Annotated in this window: 21 protein-coding genes; 10 read left to right on the top strand and 11 right to left on the bottom strand. The window is 65.3% G+C overall.

The features are described from left to right. Positions 1 to 487 precede the first annotated feature (487 nt). Positions 488 to 1,351, bottom strand: coding sequence for a LysR substrate-binding domain-containing protein (locus YY7_RS0139325; RefSeq protein WP_028167959.1), 864 nt, complete (start codon positions 1,349 to 1,351; stop codon positions 488 to 490). A gap of 97 nt (positions 1,352 to 1,448) precedes the next feature. Between YY7_RS0139325 and YY7_RS0139320 the strand changes: the two genes are divergently transcribed. Then, on the top strand, positions 1,449 to 2,369 hold the full coding sequence (locus YY7_RS0139320) for a DMT family transporter (RefSeq protein WP_028167958.1): 921 nt from the start codon (positions 1,449 to 1,451) through the stop codon (positions 2,367 to 2,369). A gap of 92 nt (positions 2,370 to 2,461) precedes the next feature. Then, positions 2,462 to 3,799 (top strand): NRAMP family divalent metal transporter, encoded by a 1,338-nt coding sequence (locus tag YY7_RS0139315; RefSeq protein ID WP_028167957.1) that lies wholly within the window; start codon positions 2,462 to 2,464, stop codon positions 3,797 to 3,799. Between the two features lie 5 nt (positions 3,800 to 3,804). Here the strand turns inward: YY7_RS0139315 and YY7_RS0139310 are convergent, their stop codons facing one another. The 5 genes from YY7_RS0139310 to YY7_RS0139290 form a co-directional block, all read right to left on the bottom strand. Next, positions 3,805 to 4,587 carry a TIGR02186 family protein gene (locus YY7_RS0139310; protein ID WP_028167956.1) on the bottom strand — a complete coding sequence of 261 codons (783 nt, stop codon included), beginning with the start codon at positions 4,585 to 4,587 and terminating at the stop codon, positions 3,805 to 3,807. Continuing rightward, positions 4,584 to 5,513, bottom strand: coding sequence for a sulfite exporter TauE/SafE family protein (locus tag YY7_RS0139305; RefSeq protein ID WP_028167955.1), 930 nt, complete (start codon positions 5,511 to 5,513; stop codon positions 4,584 to 4,586). Before YY7_RS0139305 ends, YY7_RS0139310 begins: the two co-directional genes overlap by 4 nt. A gap of 196 nt (positions 5,514 to 5,709) precedes the next feature. Then, positions 5,710 to 6,378, bottom strand: coding sequence for a hypothetical protein (locus YY7_RS0139300; protein WP_245287572.1), 669 nt, complete (start codon positions 6,376 to 6,378; stop codon positions 5,710 to 5,712). Between the two features lie 242 nt (positions 6,379 to 6,620). Continuing rightward, positions 6,621 to 10,037, bottom strand: a complete 3,417-nt coding sequence (locus YY7_RS0139295) for a tetratricopeptide repeat protein (protein WP_028167953.1) — start codon at positions 10,035 to 10,037, stop codon at positions 6,621 to 6,623. Positions 10,038 to 10,271: 234 nt separating this feature from the next. Next, on the bottom strand, positions 10,272 to 10,859 hold the full coding sequence (locus YY7_RS0139290; protein ID WP_028167952.1) for a PadR family transcriptional regulator: 588 nt from the start codon (positions 10,857 to 10,859) through the stop codon (positions 10,272 to 10,274). Between the two features lie 151 nt (positions 10,860 to 11,010). Between YY7_RS0139290 and YY7_RS0139285 the strand changes: the two genes are divergently transcribed. From YY7_RS0139285 to YY7_RS0139270, 4 genes are all read left to right on the top strand, one after another. Further along, positions 11,011 to 11,436: a nuclear transport factor 2 family protein gene (locus YY7_RS0139285; protein ID WP_035692115.1), complete on the top strand. Its 426-nt coding sequence runs from the start codon at positions 11,011 to 11,013 to the stop codon at positions 11,434 to 11,436. Positions 11,437 to 11,562: 126 nt separating this feature from the next. After that, positions 11,563 to 13,353 (top strand): acyl-CoA dehydrogenase C-terminal domain-containing protein, encoded by a 1,791-nt coding sequence (locus YY7_RS0139280; RefSeq protein ID WP_028167950.1) that lies wholly within the window; start codon positions 11,563 to 11,565, stop codon positions 13,351 to 13,353. A 74-nt stretch (positions 13,354 to 13,427) separates the two neighbouring features. Further along, the gene (locus YY7_RS0139275) at positions 13,428 to 14,636 is read left to right on the top strand and encodes an acetyl-CoA C-acetyltransferase (RefSeq protein WP_028167949.1); all 1,209 of its coding nucleotides are present in this window, start codon (positions 13,428 to 13,430) and stop codon (positions 14,634 to 14,636) included. Positions 14,637 to 14,793: 157 nt separating this feature from the next. Continuing rightward, entirely contained in the window at positions 14,794 to 17,019 is a 2,226-nt protein-coding gene (locus YY7_RS0139270; RefSeq protein WP_028167948.1) for a 3-hydroxyacyl-CoA dehydrogenase NAD-binding domain-containing protein, read from the top strand. 137 nt (positions 17,020 to 17,156) lie between these two features. On the opposite strand, the gene gstA is transcribed toward YY7_RS0139270, so the two are convergent. Next, on the bottom strand, positions 17,157 to 17,768 hold the full coding sequence (gene gstA, locus YY7_RS0139265) for a glutathione transferase GstA (protein WP_028167947.1): 612 nt from the start codon (positions 17,766 to 17,768) through the stop codon (positions 17,157 to 17,159). Positions 17,769 to 17,913: 145 nt separating this feature from the next. Here gstA and YY7_RS0139260 point away from each other — a divergent pair, with 145 nt between their 5' ends. The 3 genes from YY7_RS0139260 to YY7_RS0139250 all read left to right on the top strand — a co-directional run bounded on the left by YY7_RS0139260 (position 17,914) and on the right by YY7_RS0139250 (position 20,608). Further along, positions 17,914 to 18,402 carry a MarR family winged helix-turn-helix transcriptional regulator gene (locus tag YY7_RS0139260; protein ID WP_028167946.1) on the top strand — a complete coding sequence of 163 codons (489 nt, stop codon included), beginning with the start codon at positions 17,914 to 17,916 and terminating at the stop codon, positions 18,400 to 18,402. 96 nt (positions 18,403 to 18,498) lie between these two features. After that, on the top strand, positions 18,499 to 19,869 hold the full coding sequence (locus tag YY7_RS0139255) for a glutamate--cysteine ligase (protein WP_028167945.1): 1,371 nt from the start codon (positions 18,499 to 18,501) through the stop codon (positions 19,867 to 19,869). 184 nt (positions 19,870 to 20,053) lie between these two features. Further along, a complete protein-coding gene (locus YY7_RS0139250; protein ID WP_028167944.1) occupies positions 20,054 to 20,608 on the top strand; it encodes a PAN domain-containing protein in 555 nt (184 codons plus the stop codon). A 6-nt stretch (positions 20,609 to 20,614) separates the two neighbouring features. Here YY7_RS0139250 and YY7_RS0139245 read toward each other — a convergent pair whose 3' ends face one another. The 4 genes from YY7_RS0139245 to YY7_RS0139230 all read right to left on the bottom strand — a co-directional run bounded on the left by YY7_RS0139245 (position 20,615) and on the right by YY7_RS0139230 (position 24,104). Further along, positions 20,615 to 21,184 (bottom strand): nucleotidyltransferase family protein, encoded by a 570-nt coding sequence (locus YY7_RS0139245; RefSeq protein WP_028167943.1) that lies wholly within the window; start codon positions 21,182 to 21,184, stop codon positions 20,615 to 20,617. An 85-nt stretch (positions 21,185 to 21,269) separates the two neighbouring features. After that, complete coding sequence (gene lepB, locus YY7_RS0139240; protein WP_028167942.1) at positions 21,270 to 22,040, bottom strand: signal peptidase I; 771 nt, start codon at positions 22,038 to 22,040, stop codon at positions 21,270 to 21,272. Further along, the gene (gene tldD, locus YY7_RS0139235; RefSeq protein ID WP_028167941.1) at positions 22,040 to 23,464 is read right to left on the bottom strand and encodes a metalloprotease TldD; all 1,425 of its coding nucleotides are present in this window, start codon (positions 23,462 to 23,464) and stop codon (positions 22,040 to 22,042) included. Before tldD ends, lepB begins: the two co-directional genes overlap by 1 nt. 103 nt (positions 23,465 to 23,567) lie before the next feature. Beyond that, positions 23,568 to 24,104 (bottom strand): invasion associated locus B family protein, encoded by a 537-nt coding sequence (locus YY7_RS0139230; protein ID WP_028167940.1) that lies wholly within the window; start codon positions 24,102 to 24,104, stop codon positions 23,568 to 23,570. Positions 24,105 to 24,603: 499 nt separating this feature from the next. Here YY7_RS0139230 and coxB point away from each other — a divergent pair, with 499 nt between their 5' ends. Continuing rightward, on the top strand, positions 24,604 to 25,443 hold the full coding sequence (coxB, locus tag YY7_RS0139225) for a cytochrome c oxidase subunit II (RefSeq protein ID WP_028167939.1): 840 nt from the start codon (positions 24,604 to 24,606) through the stop codon (positions 25,441 to 25,443). The last annotated feature ends 54 nt before the right edge of the window (positions 25,444 to 25,497 follow it).

Below are 25,497 nucleotides of genomic sequence, written 5' to 3'. Positions count from 1 at the left end.
CGAAGGAAACCGTAACACCATCGCGCAGGGAAAGCCGGAATGCTTCGGTTGAACCTGTGGTCCTACCCCCGTGCTTTTTGTTGCACGGGACCCACGGGTGCAACCAGCACCCGGCTTTCCCTGCGCCCTCTGTTCGACGAGAGGGTGGAACGAAACGAAAGCTCGGACGCAACGCGCCGCGAGAACGCGAACTCACATCCTCACGCTGTTTGACAATTGCATCGCAATCTATCCTCCCGTCGTCCCGGGCTTGACCCGGGACCCATAACCACAGGCCGTTGTCGTGTGCTCCGCTGCAACCGCTTGCTCGCGCCACACACCTCCCTGTGGTTATGGGTCCCCGCCTTCGCGGGGACGACAGCGGCGCGAGGTTTACGACAGCGTAGGATGGGTAGAGCGAAGCGAAACCCATCATTCGTGCGGCTTGCTCCATCGCGATGGGTTTCGCTTCGCTCTACGCATCCTCCAGGTACCCCATTTGGGCCCGCTACGCCGCTTTCGCCTGCACGGTGTCGCAGAACTCCGCGAGCCTGTCGGCGAGCCGCAGCGTGGCGGGGCTGGCGGCGGGGGAGGCGAGCAGGGCGAGTTCGGTCCTGTCGATCGGCGCAAAACCGTCCTTTGCCGTGAGCACGCGGTGATCGGCCTGGATCGCGATCTCCGACAGGATGCTCAGGCCCATGCCGGCGGCGACCGCGGCCTGGATGCCGGACAGGCTCGAGGACGTATAGGCCATATGCCAGGGGCGGCCCGCGCTCTCCAGCGCATGGATCGCGCCGGCGCGGTAGAGACAGCCGGCGGGAAATCCGATCAGCGGCACCGAGCCGCTGCGCGTGTCGCGTGGATGCGTCTTGCTGGTGACCCAGTGCACCCGTTCCGGCCAGGCCGCGATCGCGCCCTTCTCGCCCGCGGTGCGCTTGAGCAGCGCCAGATCGAGCTCGCCGCGATTGAGATCGCGCTGCAGGTGCATGCTCTGGTCGGCGCGCACGTCGAGCCGCAGCGTTGGATGGGAACGCGAGAACGCGCCGAGCAGCTTTGCCAGCCGATAGGCGGCGAAATCCTCGGGGATGCCGAGCCGGATCGCACCCTGATAGGTCGGCCGCGTCACAACATCGCGCGCCTCCTCGGCAAGCGCGAGCAGCCGCCGCGCGTAGGACAGCAGCCGTTCGCCGGCTTCGGTCGGGGTGACATCCTTGCCGTTGCGGATCAGCAGCGGCTGGCCGACATCCTCCTCCAGCCGCTTGATCTGCTGGCTGACGGTGGATTGCGTGCGGTGGACCCGCTCGCCGGCGCGGGTGAAGCCGCCGGCATCGACCACCGAGACGAAACTGCGCAGCAGTTCCAAATCGAACATGGCGGCACCTATTCAAAAATCCACTGGCTGCCAGTCTATCATTTAATTTCCAAATGGGAAGGCGAGGGCCTAGATGGAAGGGCCAAGGAGAATTCTCATGTCGCTCGCCCCTTCGATCGCGGCTCCGCGTCAGGGCTTCAACCCGCTGCCGCTATTGATTGCCTTGTTCTGCCTGCTCTGGAGCTACGCCTTCATCGCCGGCAAGATCGGCGTCACCGATTGTCCGCCGCTGATCCTGCTCACGGCGCGATTTTCGCTCGCGGGCATCCTGATCCTCGGTTTTCTGGCGCTGCGCCGCGAGGGTTGGCAGCTCTCCTGGCGCGATGTCGCAGTCTATTCGGTGCTCGGCGTTGCCAACAACGCGCTCTATCTCGGGCTTGGCTATACCGGATTGAAGACGGTCTCCGCCGGCATCGGCGGATTGATCGTGTCGGCGAATCCGGTGTTCACGGCGGTGCTGGCGGCGCTGTTCCTTGGCGAAGTCCTGACCTGGCGCAAGGTCGCGGGCCTCACGCTCGGCGTTGCCGGTGTCGCCTTCATCGTCTGGCATCGGCTCTCCGTCGGCACCGAGCATATGGAAGGCATCGTGTTCACGCTGGCCTCGCTCGCCTCCATCGTCACCGGCACCATCCTTTTCAAGCTGCTGTCTCCCAAGGGCAGCCTGTGGGTCGGCAATGGCATCCAGAATCTCGCCGGCGGGCTCGCGCTGTTGCCATTCGCGTTCGCGCTCTCCAGCGTCTCCGAGATCGTGCCGAGCGCGCGGCTATTGGGCGCGTTCGCCTTCCTGGTGTTCGGCGGATCGATCCTGGCCTACGCGCTGTGGTTTCATCTGCTCAAAGTGTGTGGCGCTACCGCCGCGAGCGCCTATCACTTCCTGATGCCGCCGCTCGGCATGCTGTTCGCCTTCCTCGTGCTCGGCGAGCATGTCGAGTCCCGCGATCTGCTCGGCATCATCCCGGTCGCGCTGGGCATCTATCTCGTGACCCGTCCCACCGCCGCGCCGGCATCGCGCGCCTGACGACATGTCTTGCCTGTGCCATTCCGACCAGCCAGATACAGCGCCGGGAACCGAACCACCTCCGGTTCGTTGTCGCGGCGACTGGACCGGGTATGACGCAACACAAGGCATCGACAGGCAATCACCTAAAGCCCGGCAATAAGCCGGCCCCGAATGCCAAGCCGCGCCAGCCCTTCGAGCTCAAGCGCTTCCTGAAATCGCTCGGCCCCGGACTGATCACCGGCGCCTCCGACGATGACCCGTCCGGGATCGGCACCTACAGCCAGGCCGGCGCGCAGTTCGGCTACGGGATCGGCTGGACCATGCTGTTCACCTTTCCGCTGATGGTGGCGATCCAGGAGATTTCGGCCCGCGTCGGCCGCGTCACCGGCCAGGGCATTTCGGGCAATGTGTGCCGGCACTATCCGCTGTGGCTGCTCAACATCGTGGTCACGCTCTTGTTCATCGCCAACACGATCAACATTGCGGCCGATCTCGGCGCCATGGCGGATGCGACAACGCTGCTGGTCGGCGGGCATCCCATCCTTTACGTGCTGTTTTTTGGGGTGGCCTCGGTGGCCGCTCAGATCATCCTCGATTACAAGCGCTATGTCGCGGTGCTGAAATGGCTGACGCTCAGCCTGTTCGCCTATGTTGCGGCCCTTGCCTTCGCCCGCATCTCCTGGGGCGAGGCGCTCGCCGGCATATTGATTCCGAGGCTCGCCTGGAACGACAACTATTTCACCACCATCGTCGCGATCTTCGGCACCACCATCTCGCCCTATCTGTTCTTCTGGCAGGCCTCGCAGGAAGCCGAAGACCAGCGCGTCGACGCCAAAAAGCAGCCGCTGATCGAAAAGCACTATGGGGCGCGGAAGGAATTTTCCCGGATCCGCGCCGACACCATCGTCGGCATGGCGTTCTCGAACCTGATCGCGCTCTCGATCATCGTCACGGTCGCCGCGACCTTGCATAAGGCGGGGAAGACCGACATCGAGAGCTCGGCGCAGGCCGCAGAGGCGCTGCGTCCGATCGCGGGCCCGTTCGCGGAAGCGATCTTCGCGCTCGGCATCGTCGGCACCGGACTGCTCGCCATTCCCGTGCTCGCAGGCTCAGCCGCCTATGCTGTCGGTGAGGGACGTCGCTGGCCGGTGGGCCTGGCACGCAAGCCGAAGGAGGCCATCGCATTCTATGCCGTGCTGGCGCTGGCGGCCGGTTTTGGCATCGCGCTGAATTTCACGCCGATCAACCCGATTTCGGCGCTGTACTGGAGCGCGGTCATCAACGGCGTGCTCGCCGTTCCCGTGATGGTGCTGCTGATGGTGATGGCGCGCCGCCGCGACGTGATGGGCCGGTACATCATCACCGGCCCGCTCTATTGGCTCGGGTGGCTGTCGACCGTGGCGATGCTGCTGAGCGTGTTTGCGATGGGCGTCGGACTGTTCGCGTGATGACGTCAATCGCGCCGGAACACGATCGAGGCCATCCAGCCGGTCATCAGCGCCATGGCGGCGGTGACGAGGCCATAGGCAAGGCCGTTCTGCCGCGCGGTATTGGCGACGAACTGCTCGAAACCGACCTTGACGATCTCGAACGCGGTACCGGCCTTGGTCACAAGCGCACCATCGGTGAACAATTTGATTTCGACATTATAGGTGCCGATCGGCACCTCCGCCGGCAGCGGAATCGTGGTGCGGAACAGCGTCGGGGTCAGGAAGGTGACTGCCGAGGTCTCCTCGCGGTACAGCCCGTGCTCGGTGCGCAGCCGCACGAAGGCGCTGCGGAAGACGTCGTCGGGGACGACGTCGGCATAGTCGCCGCTGACGCGCTGCATCAGCAGCACGTTGTTGAGCCCGAGCTGCTGACGCCGCTGCACCTCCGGCGAAGCGATCTGGTCGAAGGGGCGATTGGAGAACAGCGCGAGATAGGTCGGCACCTGCAGGAACTGACGATAGTCGCTGTTGATCCAGATGCCGAATCTGCGCTCCTTGCGCCGTGTCACCATGTCGGCCCTCGGGCCGACCACGGTCACCACGAGGTCGTAATTGGTGCGGCCGGGTGGGGTGTCGGCATCCCTCTCGACCGAGCCGAACAGCACCAGTTCCTCGCCGGCATAATTCGGCGTCACCGTGACGCGGTGGTTGGAGACCGAGACGATCAGCCGTTCCGCGCAGGCCGGGCTGGTGGCGAGGATGGCACCCAGCAGGCCGGCGAGAACGAGGAGTGCGCGGGCGGTCATGGCGCTGCCCCGCCGGATTCGCGGATGGTGAAGAGATCGGCGGGGCGGATCACGAGCTCGACCGCAAAGCGGATGCCGACCGCAAGCACCAGGAGCCCGAGCAACAGCCGCAGATGCTCGCCGCGGATCTTCTGGCCGGCGCGGGCGCCGAACTGCGCTCCGGTGACGCCGCCGACCATCAGGATCAGGGCCAGCACCGCATCGACGAGGTGGTTGGTCACCGCGTGCAGCAGGGTCGCAAAGATCATCGTCACCAGCGTCAGCACCATCGAGGTGCCGATCACGGTCGAGGTCGGCACCCGCAAGAGGTAGATCATCAGCGGCACCAGGATGAAGCCGCCGCCGATGCCCATGACGGCGCCGATGAAGCCGATCACGAGGCCGACGAAGATGACGGGAATGATGGAGAGATAGATCTTGGAGCGCTTGAAGCGCATCTTCAGCGGCAGGCCATGAATCCAGCCATGGCTGCCCGGGCGGCGCAGCGTGGCGGCGCCGCCGCGGCGGGTGCGCAGCATCGCGCGCAGTCCCTCATAGGCCATCGCCGTGCCGACCGCGGTGAGCAGCACGACGTAGGACAGCCCGATCATCAGGTCGAGCTGACCGAGCGAGCGCAGATAGGTGAAGGTCCACACCCCGAGCGCGGTGCCGATCGTGCCGCCGCTTAACAGGATCAGTGCCAGCGCCGGATCGATGGCGCGGCGGCGCCAATAGGAGAGCGCGCCGGAGAACGAGGAGGCCGCGATGTGGCTGGCGACCGAGGCAACCGCGACCGCCGGCGCGATGCCGATGAAGATCAGCAGCGGCGTCATCAGGAAGCCGCCGCCGATACCGAACATGCCGGAGACGAAACCGACCGCCGCGCCCATCGCCAGCACGAGGAAGATATTGACGGGAATATTGGCGATCGGGAGGTAGAGCTGCACGCGCGGTCGCTTCTTATAGTGCCGCGGGGCTGGCGCATGGCCAGCCCACGGCGCGGTTTTCTGATCGAGCTTGCGGGCAGCGGAATCCGGCGCGGAAGCGGACGCGGATCGGTTGCCGCGCCCTTGAATAACCGAAATCGCCGCGACGAGGGACTATAGAATCCGCCGATGCGGAGTTTTTTGTCGCACCCGCGCCTTACGGCCGGCCGATGGGATCGGTGACCAGGTTCATCGCCACGGCTTCCTTGGTGCCGAGCCAGCGGATGTCCCTGGTTTGTGACATCGCCTCGACGACGGTGGAGGATACGCCCATCCTGGTCATGTAGTGCAGGACGGCACCGGTGACGCGCTGGGTGTCGGCGACGGGGTCGGCAACCGGCGCTGTGGTGACGAACCGGTGGACGCCCAGCATCGAGCCCTCGATGCCGTAGCGGGTGGTGCCACCGGCATAGGCGAGGACGCAGGCGCTGGCGCAATAGGCCGGGCGGACCTGGCCCGAAGCATCGGCAACGCCGACGGCGGTCGTCAGCCCGCGGGAACGGATCATTTCGCCGATGATGAGCGCCTGATTGAGGTCGCCGCCCGGAGATGACAGAAGGACAACGTCGCCGGGCGCCAGATGGGCCTCATCCAGCCTGTCGCGGAACCAGTTTGCGGCGGCCGGGCCGATCTCTCCCCTGATGGCCAAAGCGGGCCGTGAGCCGATAGGCCCGCCGAGATCGGTCTTGCCGATCAGTTTCGAACTCAGGCTCGGTGAAAAATACTGGTCTCTCCAATAGGCCCAGGCGTCGGGCCGCGACAGGTCCCGATAAGCGCGGATGCCGACGCCGGAGATCAGGAGGGCGAATATGACAATCGACCACATCGACCACCTCCAGGCGGGCCGCTGAGGCGGCCGCGCTTTGGGCTGATCGACCGACTGGCGTGGTGGTGCTACGCGGGGCCCGGTCGGCGAGCTTCGGTAGCGACCTTCGTGGTCTTGGGCTGACAAACTGGTTCTCTCGGCGCTGGCAGCTACCCGCGCGGGGGCGCGGCCTTTCTACACAGCTTCAGCGCTGAGATACATATGGCGACGCAGCACGGCGGCGTCGTGCATCTGTCATAATTTTAATGCGCGATCGAGGCGGTGCGCTTCGGCGACGCTGCCCGGGCCGCGGGCTTGGTCGCATTGGGCGGCACCGTCGCCGCGTCCCAGCCGCCGGGCGGGGTCGCTGCGTTGACGGCATCGTCGGGCTGCGGCTCGGCGGTGAAGGTCTGGATCGCGAGCTTGGCCGCTGCGAGCGATTGCGCGTCGAGGCGCTTGGCAACATCGTCGCGTTTGCGGCTGGCGTCGGCGTCGCCCTGGGCTGCGGCGAGGCTGAACCATTTGAAGGACTCGGCCAGGTTCTGCTCGACGCCGATGCCGCGTGCATAAAGGATGCCGAGATTGAACTGGCTGTCGGCGACACCGCGATCGGCGGCCTTGCGGAACCACTGTGCCGCGCCCTTGTAGTCGGCGCCCTTGCCGCCGCCATCGGCATCGAGCACCGCGAGGTTGTGCATCGCCTTGGTGTTGCCGCGCTCGGCGGCCTGCACGTAGTAACGCCGCGCGGTGTCGACATCCTTCTTCACGCTGAGTCCCTTCTCATAGAAGGTTCCGAGCCGGAAGACCGCGGGGATCACGCCGGCCTGCGCGGCGCGCTCGTACCATTTTGCGGCCTCGTCATAGTTGATCGGAACGCCCTTGCCTTCGGCGAAGCGCACGCCAACCTCGTAGGCGGCGGCCGGATCGCCCCTCAGCGCCGCGGCGCGCAGCACCGGGCCGCCGATGCCGTCAGGCAGCCGCTCGCTCGGTGGCACCTGCACCATCGTGAGCCTGCCGCCGATCGGCGCGGCGGACGGCACGCGGATCGAGCCGGTGATGTCGTTGTTCGCGACGGGCGATGGCGAAGGCACGGGCGCCGGCGGGATCGTCACCTGCGAGCCGTCGAGCATGTTCGGCGCGGTGCTGTTGTTGGATTGCCGTCCGAGCGGGGTCGGCGAGGTCATCAGAGGCGCCGCGGGTGCCGGCGCTGGCGCGGGTGCGACGGCCGCACTGTCGGCCGGCGGCAGCGCGAAGGCGGGAGCGTCGCTCGACCTCTCCATCGGCATCTGCGACGAGGCGCCGCTGTCGAGCAGGATCATCGCCACCTTGAAGGCGCCGAGCACGATGACCACCACACTCGCGCCGACCAGCAGCGAGCGGATCTTTGACGTGATGGTCGAGGGCTCCTTGCCCTCGGATTTGCCCTGAGCCTTGTCGACCGGCTTGGCCTTGGCTGCGGCCTTGGCCCCGCCGCGCCCGCCCTTCTCATTGGCAGCCTGGGCGGCCGCGGCCTGGGCGGCGCGGCGTGCGGCGGCAATGAAGCTCGACGTAGAGACCGGCTCTTTCTTGTCTGTCGAAATCTCGCTGATCGCGCTCTCCGACGCGGCGATCCGCTCGGTGGGCGTCGACACCCGTCCGGTCGGGCGCGTGCCCGGCTCGAGCGGATGATCCGGCGGCAGGTCCGGCTCGAGCGCAGTGCGAACCGCGGCATGTGGCTCCAAGATCTCGCTGATGGCGCGCGGCGGCAACGGCGGCGGAACGGGTACAGCCTCCGGCGGAGTAGCCGCATGGAAGTCGCGCGGCGCCGCGGCGAAGTGCTCCTGCGCCGTGAAGCGCTGCTGCATCGCCGGATTCGGCAATTCGGGCTGCGGCGCCATTGGCTGCGGCATCGAGGCGCGTGGCGGCTCGGCCGGCGCCGCTGACGGGACCGGCGCGGAGCGAACGTCGCGCAGATCGTTCTCGATCAGCGCAAGGCGATCGACCACGTGGCCGAGGGTATTGTGCACCGTCTCGAGCGAATCCTGGGTGCGGCGGTCGGTTTCCGACTGGCTGTAGCGGATATCGGACAATTCGCGCTTGACCATGTCGACGAGGCCAGGGTCGAGCGGCTGCGGCGCGGGTGCGCCTGCGTTGCGGCTCGCCTCGGCCAGTGACACCAGATTGGCGTGCTGGCGTTCGAGATGGCGCAGGATGTCCTGCAGCCCTTCTTCGATGCGGCCAAAATTGCCGGACTGAGGATTGGGAGAGGCTTCGAGGCGCTCGAGCAGGTAGGAGACACGCTGTTCGAGATGGGCGAATGCCGAGGCGCTGTCATTGCCGACCTGCATGCGGTCGATGCGCTCCGACAGCGCACGCAGGGCGTCTTCGAGATGTTGCGAGTGTTCGGTCGGTGCTGGGCGTTCGCGGCTTTCCAGGGTCAAGGCCAGGGCGGCGATCCGCTGTTCGAGGACCGCAAAGGCATCGCCGTGATTGCCGGCGCGCGCGAGCTCGTCGACCTTGGCCGACAGCGTCTGCACATCCTCGGCGAGCCGCGCCAGTGCGTCGTTGGAGGCGATGTTGGAGACGATCGCGCGGAGCGCGGCGATTGCGCTCTCGAGCTGATGCACCGTCGAGGGATCGTCGTTGGCGCGCAGGATCAGATCGAGCTTGGCGCCGAGATTGCGGATCGCCTCGTCATAGCCCGCGAGCTGCTCGGCGGGCGTGAGCGAGCGCAGCACCTCGCGGATCTCGGACAGCGCACGCTCGATGCCGGAGAGCGCCTGGCCGTCGGCACCGTTCTGCCGGTTGTCGTCGATGCGCCGCGACAGCGAGCGGATCTCGCCTTCGAGCGATTCGATCGCGCGGCGCGGCATCGCCTCGGTGAGCGCGGCGCGGATTTCCGCAAGCTCGCTCCGGAACGCGGCGATCGATTGCTCGATATCATCGGGCCGTTGCAGTGCCTCGATCTGGCTCGTGATCTTGATCAGATAACGCTCCAGCGAGGAGAAGTCCGGGCCAGCCGGTGCCGGCGCGGCAGGTGCCGGTGCAACCGGAGGAGCATGCGCGGCCATTGGCGGAACGCTTGGGCCCGTCGGCTGAGCTGTGCCCACTGGCTGAGCGTGGCGCGGCGGCATCTGCCGCGGCGGCGGACCATCGAGTTCGTTCTGGCGCGCGGTGATCTCCGCGATTGCGGAATCGAAGGAGGCGGGACTTAGCGGCGGCGAAGGACGGTAGACCTTTGCGGCGGCACGCTCGACGGCCTCCGCCTGGCGCTGCCGCTCCGGCATCGGGGGCTGCTGCGCCGCAGCCATCTGGGGCTGGCGCGCCGCGGCGGGGTTTGAGATCTGCGACAGCCGAGCATCGAGCCGCGAGATCGCGTCGTTGAGCTGGCGCGCGACGTTGGACTGGCCGCGCGCAGCGTCGTTGCGCGGCGCATCATTGCGCGGCGCGGGCCGCGCGATTCGATCGATCTGCTGGGTGATCGCATCCAACCGCTGATGAATGTCGGCGACGTCCCGGCTTGCCTGGCTCGGCATCGCGGGCCGCGCCTGGTCATTGCGGAGATCCGGCGGCGCCGGCTCGCCCACGGTGGAATTGAGCCAGTCGTTCAGCGACATGCCGGCGCGGCGAGCCGCGGCCTCGGCTCTCTCGCGGACGGATGGATCAATGCCGTCAACACTCCACGATACGCGCGAATTCATGATTCCGTCCGGTCCCGACTAAGGCGTCCACACCCACGCCCGCAGCCTCCCCGTACGTCCCGATTGACCAGACAATCGAATTCCGCGCGAGGCGTCTGCCTTAGCCGTCGACTTTTTCGCGTTAGGGTAAAGAACGGGTTAAGGAACGGCGCTGCGGGGCTCTAAAGTTACCTCTGCGCGGAACTCGCATCGCGATGCCCGTCGTCGCGGGACGACGAAGGAAGCGGTTCGGCCTTACGCCTTGTCGTCGCCTTGGCCCGCTTTGAGCGGCTGAACGGTCGTCCGGTTGGCCAGGGCGGAGAGGGCATCGATGGCCTCCTCACACCACTCCGCCACGACCTGCTCATGGCGAAGGCCGATACGAAGCCCGAGCAGCTTGCCCATATCGGCCGGCGAGGCCACGCCTTGCGGGAATCGCTTGTTGAGCAGGCGCTCATAGCGCTCGTAGCGGTCGCGGTGGTGTTCCAATCGTGCCATCAGGTCGGTGCGCAGCGGTTCGATATCGACGCTGTCGAGCGCGTAGAGCCGCACCAGGAGATCGTCCTTGATCGATGCCGGGACGCTCGGCCGCGCGGCCCAGTGCCGTAGCGCAGCCTTGCCTTCAGGCGTTAGCGTGTAGATGAGCTTGTTGGGCTTGCCCGATTGGACGACTTCGCGGGCCTGGACATGGCCGCGGTCGCGCAGCTTGGAAAGCTCGCGATAGATCTGCTGGTGGTCCGCCTTCCAGAAGAAGCCGATGGAAGCATCGAACGTCTTGGCGAGCTCGTAGCCCGTCATCGGACGTTCGGTCAGGCATGCGAGGATCGCGTCACCTAGCGCCACTGGTCGCCACTCCTTTTCTACCTCCTCGACCATCCTTGACTTTATGCACACAGGCGCATATGCGTCAATGTGCATATCGACGGCCAAGGACTTAACGGGCTCGCCAAGATCGGGCCATTGCGCGTTCCGCCAAGAGGAGACGTCTTTGACAATGACCGGCCTCGACAAATGGTACGCCTACATGAAATCCCATGATCGCGCAGCGCTCTGGGATCTGCTTCACCCCGACGCCGTATTCGAAAGCCCCGTCGTACACACGCCGCAGCGCGGACGCGACATCACCTTCAAATATCTGTCGAGCGCGGAAAAGGTGCTGGGTGGCCCTGGCTTCACCTATCGCGGCGAATGGCGCAGCGATAATGGCGCGGTGCTCGAATTCGAGAATGAGATCGAGGGCATCCAGATCAACGGCGTCGACATCATCACGTTCGATGCAGAAGGACGGATCACGCATTTCAAGGTGATGGTGCGCCCGCTGAAGGCGATCAACCTGCTGCACCGGCTGATGGGAGAAGAGTTGATGCGGCAGGCCGGCGAGGCCAGCGCCGCCAAGTCGCAGCCTCAGTCGCCATCCTGATCCCGATATTCGCTTTCCCGGAACGCCGAAAGGTCTAAGGTCTGTTTCGGGAACCTTTAGTGGTCGCAGCGTCGCGAGGGTTTTGCCTGCGGCGCCAACTTCAAAAACCGCCTGCCGGAGCACACCATGCCGATCTACAAAGCCCCAGTCGAAGATGTGAGTTTCCTGCTCAACGATGTCTTCCAGATCGACCGCTACGACAACCTGCCAGGTTTCACCGATGCATCGGCCGACGTGCGCGAGGCGATCCTGGGCGAGGCGGCGAAGCTTTCCGAAGAAGTGTTGCAGCCGCTCAACCGCGTCGGCGACCTCGAAGGCTGCAAGCGCCATGACGACGGCTCGGTGACGACGCCGAAAGGCTTCAAGGAAGCCTACAGGCAGGTGGCTGAAGGCGGCTGGCTCGGACTCTCGGCGCCGACGGAATACGGCGGGCAGGGCCTGCCGGTGACGTTGAGCCAGGCGGTCAACGAATTCCAGATCTCCGCCAACATGGCGTTCTCCATGTATGGCGGCCTCACCATGGGCGCGACCGCGGCGCTGTTGGTGCACGGCACGGACGAGCAGAAGAAGACCTATGTTCCGAAGATGGTGGCGGGTGAATGGACCGGCACCATGAACCTCACCGAGCCGCATTGCGGCACCGATCTCGGCCTGCTGCGCACCAAGGCCGTGCGCCAGGCCGACGGCAGCTTCAAGATCACGGGCACCAAGATCTTCATCTCGGCCGGCGAGCACGACCTCACTGAGAACATCATCCACCTCGTGCTCGCGCGCATCGAAGGAGCGCCGGCCGGCATCAAGGGCGTCTCGCTGTTCGTGGTGCCGAAAGTCCTGGTCAATTCGGACGGCTCGCTCGGCGCGCGCAACGGCGTCACCTGCGGCTCGATCGAGCACAAGATGGGCATTCACGGCAATTCCACCTGCGTGATGAATTACGACAATGCCACCGGCTGGCTGATCGGCCAGGAGAACAAGGGCATGCAGGGCATGTTCGTGATGATGAACGAGGCCCGGCTCGGCGTCGCCGTGCAGGGGCTCGCGCAGTCCGAGGTCGCCTACCAGAACGCGGTGGCTTATGCGCGCGAGCGCCTGCAGGGCCGCTCGCTCACTGGCGCGAAGGAGCCGGACAAGCCGGCCGATCCGATCATCGTGCATCCCGACGTCCGCCGCGCGCTGCTGACGATCCGGTCCTTTAACGAGGCGGCGCGCGCCATGGTGATCTGGACCGCGCTGAAGAGCGACGTCGCCCACCGCTCCAACGATCCCAAGGATCGCCAGGAGGCCGACGACCACATGGGCCTGATGACGCCGGTGCTGAAAGGCGTGCTCACCGACACCGGCTTTGCCAACACGGTGCTGGCGCAGCAGATGTATGGCGGCCACGGCTATATCGCCGAGCAGGGCATGGAGCAGTTCGTGCGCGATGCACGCATCGCCATGATCTATGAGGGCGCCAATGGCATCCAGGCGCTCGATCTCGTCGGCCGCAAGCTGCCGCGTGACGGCGGCCGCGCGGTGATGGCGTTCTTCGGCGAAGTCGGCGCCTACGCCAAGGAGCACGGCGCGGACGAGGCCATGAAGCCGTTCGTGACCCCGCTCTCGGCCGCGCTCGGCCATCTGCAGCAGGCGACCGGCTGGCTGATGCAGAACGCGATGACCAAGCCCGACAACGCCGGCGCCGCCGCAACCGACTACATGAAATTGTTCGGGCTGGTCGCGCTCGGCTATATGTGGGCGCGGATGGCGAAGGTGACGCAGGACAAGATCGCTGCCGGCGGCGCGACGGCTTACCTCTCGACCAAGCTCGTGACCGGCCGCTTCTTCATGGAGAAGCTGTTGCCGGAGACGGCCGTGCATCTCGCGCGCATCCAGAGCGGCAGCGGTACCACGATGGAATTGGCGGCCGAAGCATTCTGAAGAATCTTCGGCAGCTGGCTCGCGGCTTCGGCCGGTTCGGCTATATATTATGATCCTCATCTAAGGAGGGCGTCATGCCTGAGGCATATATCTACGATCACGTTCGTACCCCGCGCGGCCGCGGCAAGCCCGACGGCGCGCTGCACGAAGTCACCGCGCTGGCGCTCGCCACCGTGCCGCTGCAGGCGTTAAAGGAGCGCAACAACATTGCCGAGGACGTCGTCGACGACGTCGTGCTCGGCATCGTCGATCCCGTCGGCGAGGCCGGCTCCGACATGGCCCGCTTCGCGGCGCTGAAGTCCGGCCTCGGCGAGAAGGTGCCGGGCGTGCAGATCAGCCGCTTCTGCGCTTCCGGCCTCGATGCCGTGAACTTTGCCGCGGCCCAGATCATGAGCGGGCAGCATGAGCTCGTGATCGGCGGCGGCGCGGAATCCATGAGCCGGGTCGGCATCGGCGCGTCCGGCGGCGCCTGGCCGATGGACCCCTCGATGGCGGTGCCGGCCTATTTCATGCCGCAGGGCATCTCGGCCGACCTGATCGCGACCAAATACGGTTTCTCCCGTGACGACGTCGATGCCTACGCGGTGCAGAGCCAGCAGCGCGCGGCGAAGTCCTGGGACGAAGGCCGGTTCGACAAATCGGTCGTGCCGGTGAAGGACGTCAACGGCCTCACCATCCTCGCCAAGGACGAGCATATGCGGCCCACGACGACGATGCAGTCGCTGGCGCAACTCCAGCCGTCGTTCGCGGCCATGGCCGCGATGGCGGGTTTCGATGCGGTGGCGGTGCAGTCGCATCCGGAGATCGAGAAGGTCAATTATGTGCACCACGCCGGCAATTCCTCGGGGATTGTCGACGGCGCCGGCGCGGTGCTGCTCGGCAGCAAGGAAGCGGGCGCGAAGCTCGGCCGGAAGCCGCGGGCCAAGATCCGGGCCTTCGCCAATATCGGCTCGGAGCCCGCGATGATGCTGACCGGGCCGGTCGACGTCACCGAAAAGCTGTTCGCCCGCTCCGGCATGAAGAAGTCGGACATCGATCTGTTTGAGCTCAACGAAGCCTTCGCCTCGGTGGTGCTGCGCTACATCCAGGCGTTCGACATCGACAACGCCAAGATCAACGTCAATGGCGGCGCGATCGCGCTCGGCCATCCGCTTGGCGCGACCGGCGCAATGATTTTGGGTACCGTGCTCGACGAGCTCGAGCGCACCGACAAGTCGACCGCGCTGGTGACGCTTTGCATCGGCGGCGGCATGGGCACCGCGACGATCATCGAGCGGGTTTAACTGCCGTAGGGTGGGCAAAGGCGCTCTTGCGCCGTGCGCACCATCGCTTGCTGAGAAGTTAATGGTGGGCACGCTTCGCTTTGCCCACCCTACGATCCGAGCGTTAGGACAACCACCGCCAGCGCCTTACCGGCAGCCGGCATCGAGGGAGCACCACATGGCCTTCAAGAATTTCAAATTCGAAACCGATGCCGACGGCATCGCGCTCGTCACCTGGGATATTCCGGGACGTTCGATGAACGTGCTGGACGAGACCTCGGTCCTCGAGCTCGAGGAGATCGTCAAGCAGACCACGGCCGATGCCGCGATCAAGGGCGTCGTCATCACATCCAGCAAGGACGCGTTCTGCGCCGGCGCGGACCTGTCGATGCTCGAGGGCATGAGCCGGACCTATGCGCAGCTGTTGCAGGAGAAGGGCGAGGTCGCGGCCAACCAGGTGCTGTTCGAGCAGAGCCGACGTTTCTCGCAAGTGTTCCGCTCGATCGAGACCTCGGGCAAGCCGTGGGTCGCGGCGATCAACGGGCTCGCGCTCGGCGGCGGTTTCGAGATCACGCTGTCCTGCCACTACCGCGTCGCCGCGGAGAATCCGAAGACCCGGCTCGGCCTGCCCGAGATCAAGGTCGGCCTGTTCCCGGGCGCCGGCGGCACCCAGCGCGTGCCGCGCATCGTGGCGCCGCAGGATGCGATGCAGCTCCTGTTGAAGGGCGAGGCGATCAACATCGCAAGGGCCAAGCAGCTCAACCTGATCCACGCGATCGTGCCGCCCGGCGAACTGATCAAAGCGGCGAAGGACTGGATCAAGGGCGGCGGCAAGGCGGTCGCGCCGTGGGACGAGAAGGGCTTCAAGCTGCCCGGCGGACCGGTCTTCTCGAAGATGGGCATGCAGATGTTCCCGGCGGGCAATGCGATCTACCGCCGCGAGACCTACGACAATTATCCGGCGGCGCGCGCCATCATGAGCTGCGTCTACGAAGGCCTGCAGTTGCCGATCGACGCCGCGCTGCGCGTCGAGTCCCGCTACTTCACGCAAGTGCTGCGCTCCAAGGAAGCGGCGGCGATGATCCGCTCGCTGTTCCTGTCGATGCAGGAACTGAACAAGGGCGCCCGCCGCCCCGCGGGCGTGCCGCCGACCAAGGTGAAGAAGCTCGCCGTGATCGGCGCTGGCTTCATGGGCGCCAGCGTCGGCTACGTCTCGGCCAAGGCCGGCATCGACGTCGTGCTTGTTGATCGCGATCAGGAGAGCGCCGACAAGGGCAAGGCGCACGCCAAGAGCGTGATCGACGGTCTCGTCGCGAAGGGCCGGGCGAAGGAGGCCGAGCGCGATGCGCTGCTGTCGCGCATCACCGCCACCGCCGACTACAACGTTTTGAAGGACTGCGACCTCGTCATCGAGGCGGTGTTCGAGGACCGCAAGGTCAAGGCGGACACCTATGCCAAGGCGCAGCCGCTCTTGAAGAGCGACGCGATCTTCGCGTCCAACACCTCGACGCTGCCGATCAATTCGCTGGCCGAGGAATTCAAGGACCAGGGCAAGTTCATCGGCATCCACTTCTTCTCGCCGGTCGAGAAGATGATGCTGGTCGAGATCATCCTCGGCAAGAACACCGGCGACGTCGCGCTCGCCACCGCGCTGGACTATGTCCGCACCATCGGCAAGACGCCGATCGTGGTCAATGACTCCCGCGGCTTCTTCGCCAACCGCTGCGTGATGCGCTACATCGCGGAAGGCAACGAGATGTTCCTCGAGGGCGTGCCGCCGGCGATGATCGAGAACACCGCCAAGATGGCCGGCATGCCGGTTGGGCCGCTGTCGCTGTCGGACGAGGTCGCGCTCGATCTCGGCCTGAAGATCATGAAGGCGACCGAAGCCGATCTCGGACCCAACGCCATCAACCAGGACCACAAGAAGCTGATGGTGGAATTGGTCGAGAAGCATGGCCGCTTCGGCCGCAAGAATGCCAAGGGCTTCTATGACTATCCGGAGAAGGGCAAGGGCCAGAAGAGCCTGTGGCCGGGCCTCGCCGGCCTGCAGCCGAAGCACCTCGATCCGGATACGCTCGATGTCGAGGAATTGAAGCAGCGCTTCCTGGTGGTGCAGGCGGTGGAAGCCGCGCGCACGGTCGAGGATCACGTCATCACCGACGTGCGCGAGGCCGATGTCGGCTCGATCCTGGGCTTCGGCTTCGCGCCGTTCACCGGCGGCACGCTGTCCTATATCGACTTCATGGGGACGAAGAAATTCGTCGAGCTCTGCCACAAATTCGAGGCCAAATACGGCTCCCGTTTCACCCCGCCGAAGCTCCTGGTCGAGATGGCGGCCACGGGCGAGACCTTCTACGGCCGCTTCCCGCCGAAGAAGCCGGTGGCGCAGGCGGCGGAGTGACTCGTCGTCCCGGGCAAGCGGAAGCGCGACCCGGGACCCATAACCACCGGACTGCGTTGTTGAGCAGGCTGGGGGCCCATCAAGCGCAACAATGACGCCCTGGGGTTATGGGTCCCGGCTTTCGCCGGGACGACAGCTTACGCCTTCAGCAGCCCTTCCTTGGTGAGCGCTTCCTGCACCTTGGGCCGGGCGGCGATGCGGGCCTTGTAGGCGGTGAGGTTGGGCAGGCCCGACAGGTCGAACTTCATCCGGTCGGCCCAGGCCAGCATCGTGAACAGATAGCCGTCGGCGACGGTGAACTGGCTGCCGAGGAGGTGGTCGCGCCCGGCAAGCTGGCTGTCGATATATTTGAACTTGCCCATCAGGCGGTCCTTGAAGAACGCCTTGGTGTCATCGGACAGGACCGGCGCGAACAGCGGGCTGAAATTCTTGTGCAGCTCGGTGGTGATGAAGTTGAGCCATTCGAGCAGCTTGTAGCGCTCGGCGCTGCCATGGGCCGGCGCCAGGTTCTTGCCCGCGGCACGGTCGGCGATGATCTGCACGATCACGGGCCCCTCGGTGACCAGTTCGCCGGAATCGAGCGCCAGTGCCGGCACCTGGCCCTTGGGGTTCACTTTCAGGAAATCGTCGCCATTTTCCAGCTTCTTGGCGCGTACATCGACTTTGACCAGCTCGTAGGGCAGGCCGGCTTCCAGGAGCGCGATATGGGGCGAAAGCGAGCAGGCGCCGGGCGAATAGTATAATTTCATCGGAGATCTCCTCTCGAATTCTTGTAGGCCTTTTTGTTGTTGGCCTTGGGCGTCGGACCGACTAAATGCACCTGCATGAACAGTCAAGATTGATGCAGGTGCATTCAGTACGGTAGACTTTGTACCGACGATGACGGACTAGACCATGAAACGCAAACCATCGACCGAGGCGACCGCCGCCTGGATCCGCCTGATGCGGGTGCAGAGCCGGGTGCTCGACGCCGTCGAGCAAGACCTGAAGAAGGCCGGCTTTCCGCCGCTCGCCTGGTACGATGCCCTGCTCGAGTTGTCGCGCGCGCCGTCGGGGGAGTTGCGGCCGGTGGAATTGGAGCGGCAGATGCTGCTGCCGCAATATTCGACCTCGCGGCTGATCGATCGCCTGGTGGACGAGGGGCTGGCGGCGAGGCGCGAATGCAAGGTCGACAAGCGCGGCCAATTCGTCGAGATTACCGAGGCGGGACGTGAATTGCAGAAGCGGATGTGGGGCGCCTATTCGGCGGCGATCGAGAAGCATGTCGGGTCGAAACTGTCCGACGTCGACGCGGTCAAGCTCTGCGCGCTTCTGGACCGGCTGGGATGTTCCTGCAGCGACGCCAAGTCGCCCGCGATAAGAGACGGCGTGACTGCCCGATGATATCATTGTTGCCACCAGCATCCGCGGGCCGCCTGGTTCGTGGATGCCCCTGCCACCGCGCGCATTCGATCGAAGCGCTTCAGTATCGGAATTCGTATGGCGCGTGACCAGATCGATATGACGCCACTCCAATCGCGCGACGAACTGGTCGCGTGGATCGAGGCGGGCGTGAAGGATCCTGCCGATTTCCGGATCGGGACCGAGCATGAGAAGACGCCGTTCACGCTGCAGGGCCATCAGCCCGTGCCGTATGAAGGCGCGCGCGGCATCGGCGCCTTGCTCGACGGCATGAAGCTCCTGCTTGGCTGGGAGCCGATCGTGGAGAACGGCAACATCATCGGTCTCTACGACGTCACCGGGGGAGGCGCGATCTCGCTCGAGCCGGGCGGCCAGTTCGAATTGTCGGGCGCGCCGGTCGAGACCGTGCATCAGACCCAGAGCGAATTGATGGCGCATCTGGCGCAGGTGCGCGAGATCGCAACCCCGCTTGGCATCGGCTTTCTCGGCCTCGGCATGACGCCGTCCTGGTCTCGGGCAGAAATCCCGGTGATGCCCAAGGGCCGCTACAAGATCATGACCGGCTACATGCCGAAGGTCGGTAAATACGGCATTGACATGATGTATCGCACCTGCACGGTGCAGACCAATCTCGACTTCTCCTCCGAAGCGGACATGGTGAAGAAGCTGCGCGTGTCGCTTGCCTTGCAGCCGATCGCGACCGCGCTGTTCGCCAACTCGCCGTTCACGGAAGGCAAGCCGAACGGCTTCCTGTCGTTCCGGTCCGAGATCTGGCGCGACACCGACAATGCGCGCTCGGGCATGCTGCCATGGGCGTTCGAGGACGGCATGGGGTTCGAGCGCTGGGTCGATTATGCCCTCGACGTGCCGATGTATTTCGTCAAGCGCGGCGACGACTATCTTGACGTCTCCGGCACCTCGTTCCGCGATTTCTTCGAGGGCAAGAATCCTGCATTGCCCGGCGAGCGTCCAACCCTGTCGGACTGGGCCAATCATCTCTCGACGATCTTTCCGGAGGTGCGGCTCAAGCGCTATCTGGAAATGCGCGGCGCCGATGGCGCGCCATGGGGGCGGCTGCCGGCATTGCCGGCATTCTGGGTCGGGCTGCTCTATGACAACGACACGCTGGATGCGGCCTGGGATCTGGTGCGGAACTGGACCGCGCGGGAGCGGCAGGCGCTGCGCGACGACGTGCCGCGCTTCGGCTTCAAGGCGCGGATCAAGGACCGCTATCTGTTCGAGATCGCTAAAGAGTGTCTCAAACTGTCACATGCCGGTTTGCGGCGGCGTAACCGCATCGACCAGATCGGCCGCGACGAGAGCCGCTATCTCGAGCCGCTGGAGCGGATCATCGATTGTGGCCGGACGCCGGCGGAAGAGCTGCTGGACAAGTTCAACGGCGCCTGGAACGGCTCCGTCGAGCCGGCCTATGATGAATGCGCGTTCTAACCCTATCCGCTTGTTTTGATGCATGTTCTTTGCCTGCGTGGCGCTCACGCCACACGCAGGCCGGCAGTCACAGCAACTGGTGTGCCAGCTTGCCGCATTTTTGAGCCGTTCATCCAGCGTACAGGTTGGCGGCGCTCAAATGACCACCCGCGGTGAGCGCGGGGGACAGTCGAAAGCGTTGGATATGAGAATTGGCCGCCTCTTCTGGGCGAGTGTGGTGACGTTCGCCTTGTTGGCGGCCGTAGCGACGTCGCGGCCGGCGCAGGCGCAGGTCAACTTCGATCGCCCCGGCGGAGATTACCTGAGTTCGCCCGTTGCCTCGGGCGACCCGGCCGATTGCGCGCTGTTGTGCGAGCGCGATCGCCGCTGCCGGGCCTGGAGCTTCAACTATCCGACCGACATCACCACCGGCGCGGTGTGCTGGCTCAAGAACAGCGTGCCGCAGCGCGCGCAGAATAATTGCTGCGTCGCCGGCGTGCGCGGCGCCGGCGTCGTCGAGCCGCGCAACGGCACGGTCGAGACCTCGATCGATCGTTTCGGCGGCGACTACAAGAGCTTCGACCTGAAAGCAGGCGAGGGCGACGAGATCTGCAAGGCCGCCTGCGCCGCCGACAACAAGTGTCGCGCCTGGACCTTTGCGCGCCCCGGCTATGCCGGCCGCGAGCCGCACTGCTTCCTGAAAAAGGACATCAAGCCGCCGCGACGCAAGGCCGGATTCACCTCGGGCGTGGTGCGGTAATTCTTGTCAGTGGTCCGCCGGCAATACCCTGATCTCCGGCCACAGCGCCTTCCACCTCGCCGCCTTCTTCTCGTAATTCGCCGCCGAAAAATTCGCTCCCGGGTTCGGCCGCACGATCATGTTGGCGACGTCATCGAATCCGTGGGGCGCATAGACCTCATAGCCTTCCGCCGTGCGGCGGATTCCGATCTGGGTGTTCTTGGTAAGAAACCGGTCGATGCCATCGGTCGAGCGTGTCAATGGCGGGTAGGGCAGGCCGTGCTTTTCGGGATACCAGAGATGGACGCGCGCCTGGTTGCGCACTTCGACGGCGACGCCGAGGTGCCGAACCGCATCATGCACACGTTTGATGATCCGGTCCTCGGCTTGCCAGGATGTATCGCGATCGAAATAGAAAATGTCGTAGTCGCTGATGCCGTAATCGGCCGCACGATGCGTCCTGACGTTCCAGACCGTCTGTGCCAGGCAGCCCGCCACGAGCCACGCGTCGGGCAGTGCCAGCCGCAGCAGCTCATCGGCGATGGCGGCATTGGCGGGATTGCGCAGCGCCGCTGCGAGGAATTCGTCCCGGGTCATGAGGCTCCGTACGGCAGGCAAAGCGAAGTGTGCCCGCCACCAGCACTCGTGATGGTGGGCACGCTTCGCTTCGTCTGCCCTACACTTAATGCACCGAGGTAAAGAACCGCGCGAACCGAAAGCCTGACGGCCAGGTCCAGACCGGCTGGCTGCGCATGCCCATGTCCCATGAGCCGACCACCGCGTCGGCGCGGCCGATCAGGTTGTTGACCGGCAGCAGTCCGACGCCGCCGTCGCGCACGGAGACACGGCTGTCGGCGGAATTGTCCCTGTTGTCGCCAAGCACGAACAGTTCTCCCGGCGGTACGGTGACCTCAGGCGTGTTGTCGAGGCGGCCATTGTCGCGCATCTTGAAGATCGCGTGGCTGACGCCGTTCGGCAGCGTCTCGATATAGCGATAGGCGGTCTCGGTGTGGCCGCGGTCGTCCTCGGCTTCGCCGATGCCGTCGGGCTTCAACGTCGCGGGATGGTCGTTGATGAAGAGCTGGCCCTGCCGCACCTGGATGCGGTCGCCGGGCAGGCCGACCACGCGCTTGACCCAGGCCTGAGAGCGGTCGCCGGGCCAGCGGAACACCACGACGTCGCCGCGCTGCGGCGGCTCGCCGAACAGCCGGCCGCTCGACTCCGGCAGCGTGATCTGGATCGGCAGCGAGGCTGTCCCGTAACCGTAAGGGTATTTCGACGCGACCAGCGCATCGCCGATCAGAAGCGTCGGCTCCATCGAGCCTGACGGCACGTAGAACGGCTCGGCGATCGCGCCCTTGGCGAGGAACACGACAGCGACGATCGCCGCGAGTTGCGCTGCTTGCGAACGCCAGCTTGTCGGCTTGCTGACCGCCACTTCGTTGTTGCTCACTAGCCGGTTCCTCCTACGGTGATCCGCTCCATGCGCAGCGTCGGCTGGCCGACCCCCACGGGCACGCCCTGGCCGTTCTTGCCGCAAGTGCCGATGCCGGTGTCGAGCGCGAGATCGTTGCCGATCATGGTGATGCGATTGAGGTCGGTCGGGCCGTTGCCGATCAGCATCGCGCCCTTCAGCGGCGCTCCCAGCTTGCCGTTCTCGATCTTGTAGGCCTCGGTGCACTGGAACACATATTTGCCCGAGGTGATGTCGACCTGACCGCCGCCGAAATTGGCGGCATAAATGCCGTTCTTCACCGAGGCGAGGATCTCCGCGGGATCGCTGTTGCCAGCCAGCATGTAGGTATTGGTCATGCGCGGCATCGGCACGTGGGCATAGCTCTGTCGCCGGCCATTGCCGGTCGGCTTCATGTTCATGAGCCGCGCGTTCTGGCGGTCCTGCATGTAGCCGACCAGGACGCCGTCCTCGATCAGCACGGTGCGGTTGGTCGGCGTGCCCTCGTCGTCGATCGAGAGCGAGCCGCGGCGCGAGGCCATGGTGCCGTCGTCGACCACGGTGACGCCCTTGGCGGCGACCTGCTGGCCCATCAGGCCCGCGAAGGCCGAAGTCTTCTTGCGGTTGAAATCGCCCTCGAGCCCGTGGCCGACGGCTTCATGCAGCATCACACCGGGCCAGCCGGCGCCCAGCACCACGTCCATCTCGCCGGCCGGTGCTGGCACCGATTCCAGGTTGACCAGCGCCTCGCGCAGCGCGCCGTCGGCGGCGTCGCGCCAGGCTTTGGTCTCGATGAAACGGGCGTAACCCTCGCGGCCGCCGTAACCCTTGCTGCCGCTCTCCTGCCGGTCGCCCTGACCCGCAACGACGGAAATGTTGACCCGCACCAGCGGCCGGATATCGCGATAGCTCTCGCCGTCCGGCCGAACGATTTCCACCACCTGCCAAGTCGCAGTCAGGCTCGCGGAAACCTGCCGCACCCGCGGGTCCTTGTCGCGGATATAGGCGTCGATCTCACCGAGCAGCTTGACCTTGGCCTCGAAGCCGGGCGCATCCAGCGGGTTCTCGTCGCCGTAAAGCTTCACATTCGTGTGCGCGGGCGCTGCGGCGAAGCTGCCGGAATAGCCACCGCGCACCGCATGCACCGCATCGGCGGCGCGAATCAGCGCCGGCAGCGAGACGTCGGAGGAATGCGCATAGCCGACCGCGTCGTCCTTCACCGCGCGCAGGCCGAACCCCTGGCTGGTGTCATAGGTCGCCTGCTTCAAGCGCCCATTGTCGAACACCAGGGCCTCGGTCTGTCCGAATTCCAGGAACAATTCGCCGTCGTCCGCCCCCTGGAGCCCGCGCGCGAGCTCGCGGCGCACGGCATCGCGGTCGAGATTGGCGCGGTCGAGCAGGGAGGTTGTGGCGGGACTGGTCATGACGACTCCGAATTCAACGCAATTACATCCCGTTCATGTTTGGCTTGGCCGGGACATCATCGTTCAAGATAGGCGCTGTTGCAGCAATTCGGGAGAGGTCGCCTCACGGCAACTTGTCATACCCCTCTGCCAGCCCGTTCAAGCTGAGCGGAAAGCCGATGCCCTCTTCGGGGGTCTCGAAGATGATGAACGTCGCGGTCTTGGCGCCCCTGAGCTGGCCGAGCAGCTTGTCGTCCATCACAACTTCGGCGACGCAGCCGTTGGGCAGGCAGCGGACGAACCCGGCGCGGCCGACGTCCTGGTTGTCGAGCTTCAACCCGAGCCCGGAGGGAAGCAGGACGCCGAGCGGCGCGACCACGCGCATCAGGCGGCTTTTCTGGTCGGCGGTCTTCAGCACGATCACGGTGAGGCCGGCATTGGAACGGTCCTCGGCGACCACGCTCTGAATCAGCGCGCATTGCTCGCTCTGGGCGCCCGGCGGGGTGTCACAGCGGATCTGCCAATCGCCATGGACCGAGCGCACCGCCCCCTGGGCGTGGGCCGCTTGCAGCAGGCCCAACATGAACACGAGCGCCAGCAGGCCGCCCAGCCAGTTGGCGGCACTCCAGCTACGTCCGCTGTGATGTTTCAAAGCGCCCATCCGGGTCGATCCTTTGATGGCCGGCCATGCCGGCTTGGTTTCCCCGGCCCAGGTCGGGTGCATTGCCCGGCTGCCGGCGGCACGCAAAACGACTGATACCGCAATGACGGCGCCTTGAAGGCGATCCCCAAGCAAATCTCGCGCCGCGGTGGGGACGCTTCGCGCGAATCAGGTTCCTGCGGAGCGCCCAGCCTGTGGGTACATCCGGCAATCGCCCTGTCAAGCGGCGTTGCCCGCGGAAGTGGCGCTATCGCCTGATTTATCGAGAAAATGTCACATCACGGGAATAGCCGATCGCGCATGGCCTGGGGCCCTACTACTGCATTGCGAGCGCCTGCGAATTATGGTTTGAGAGGCTAGATTTCGACGCGTTCTAACGATCTGGCCCCTGTACTTTCCGAAAGTGCGTCCGGCAGGCCGTTTGTGAGGGCGGATCGTGCTGCATCCACGCCGTGTGGCGGGGGTGCTAAGGGGATAAATCATAGGGAGCGCGAGCGGCATGAGGATGTCGATGGGCCTGATCGGCCGGCGGTTGCTGGGGGGTGCGGTAGCGGGCATGGCGCTCGCGGCCGGCGGGACGGCATTCGCCGAATTGGGGCAGCCGGCGCCCTGGGAAGTCACCCTGCAGCAGGCGGCCTCCCCGGTGATGGAGAACATCGTCTGGTTTCATAACTTCCTGCTGGTGGTCATCACTGTGATCACGCTGTTCGTGCTGGCGCTGCTCGTCATGGTGGTGATGAAGTTCAACGCGCGCGCGAATCCGGTCCCCTCCAGGACCACCCACAACACGCTGATCGAGGTGGCCTGGACGCTGGTTCCGGTGCTGATCCTGGTCGGCATCGCGGTGCCGTCGTTCCGCCTCCTGTTCCTGCAGCTCGACGTGCCGAAGTCGGACCTGACCATCAAGGTCACCGGCAAGCAGTGGTATTGGTCCTACGCCTACCCGGATAACGGCAAGTTCGAGTTCGACTCGCTGCTTGCCCAGGACAAGCAGCCGCGGCTGCTCGGCGTCGACAATGAGATGGTGGTGCCGGTCAACAAGGTGATCCGGATCCAGACCACCGGCGCGGACGTTATCCACTCGTTTGCGGTGCCGGCCTTCGGCATCAAGATCGACTCGATCCCGGGCCGTCTCAACGAGACCTGGTTCAAGGCCACCAAGACCGGCATGTATTACGGCCAGTGCTCCGAGCTGTGCGGCAAGGATCATGCGTTCATGCCGATCGCGGTGCGGGTCGTGGAGGATCAGGAATTCGCGAGCTGGGTGGACGCCGCGAAGAAGAAATTTGCCAGCAGCCCGGCGAATTCATACGCCTCGATTGGTCAGGCGTCGCGGTAAGGCTGCAAGCCCGGGGGCGGGCGCGCATCGGAAGAATAAGGGCGATGGGACCGC

This window comes from Bradyrhizobium elkanii WSM2783 (assembly GCF_000472865.1).
Taxonomy (GTDB): Bacteria; Pseudomonadota; Alphaproteobacteria; order Rhizobiales; family Xanthobacteraceae; genus Bradyrhizobium; species Bradyrhizobium elkanii_A.
This window is presented reverse-complemented; position numbering and strand designations above follow the sequence as displayed.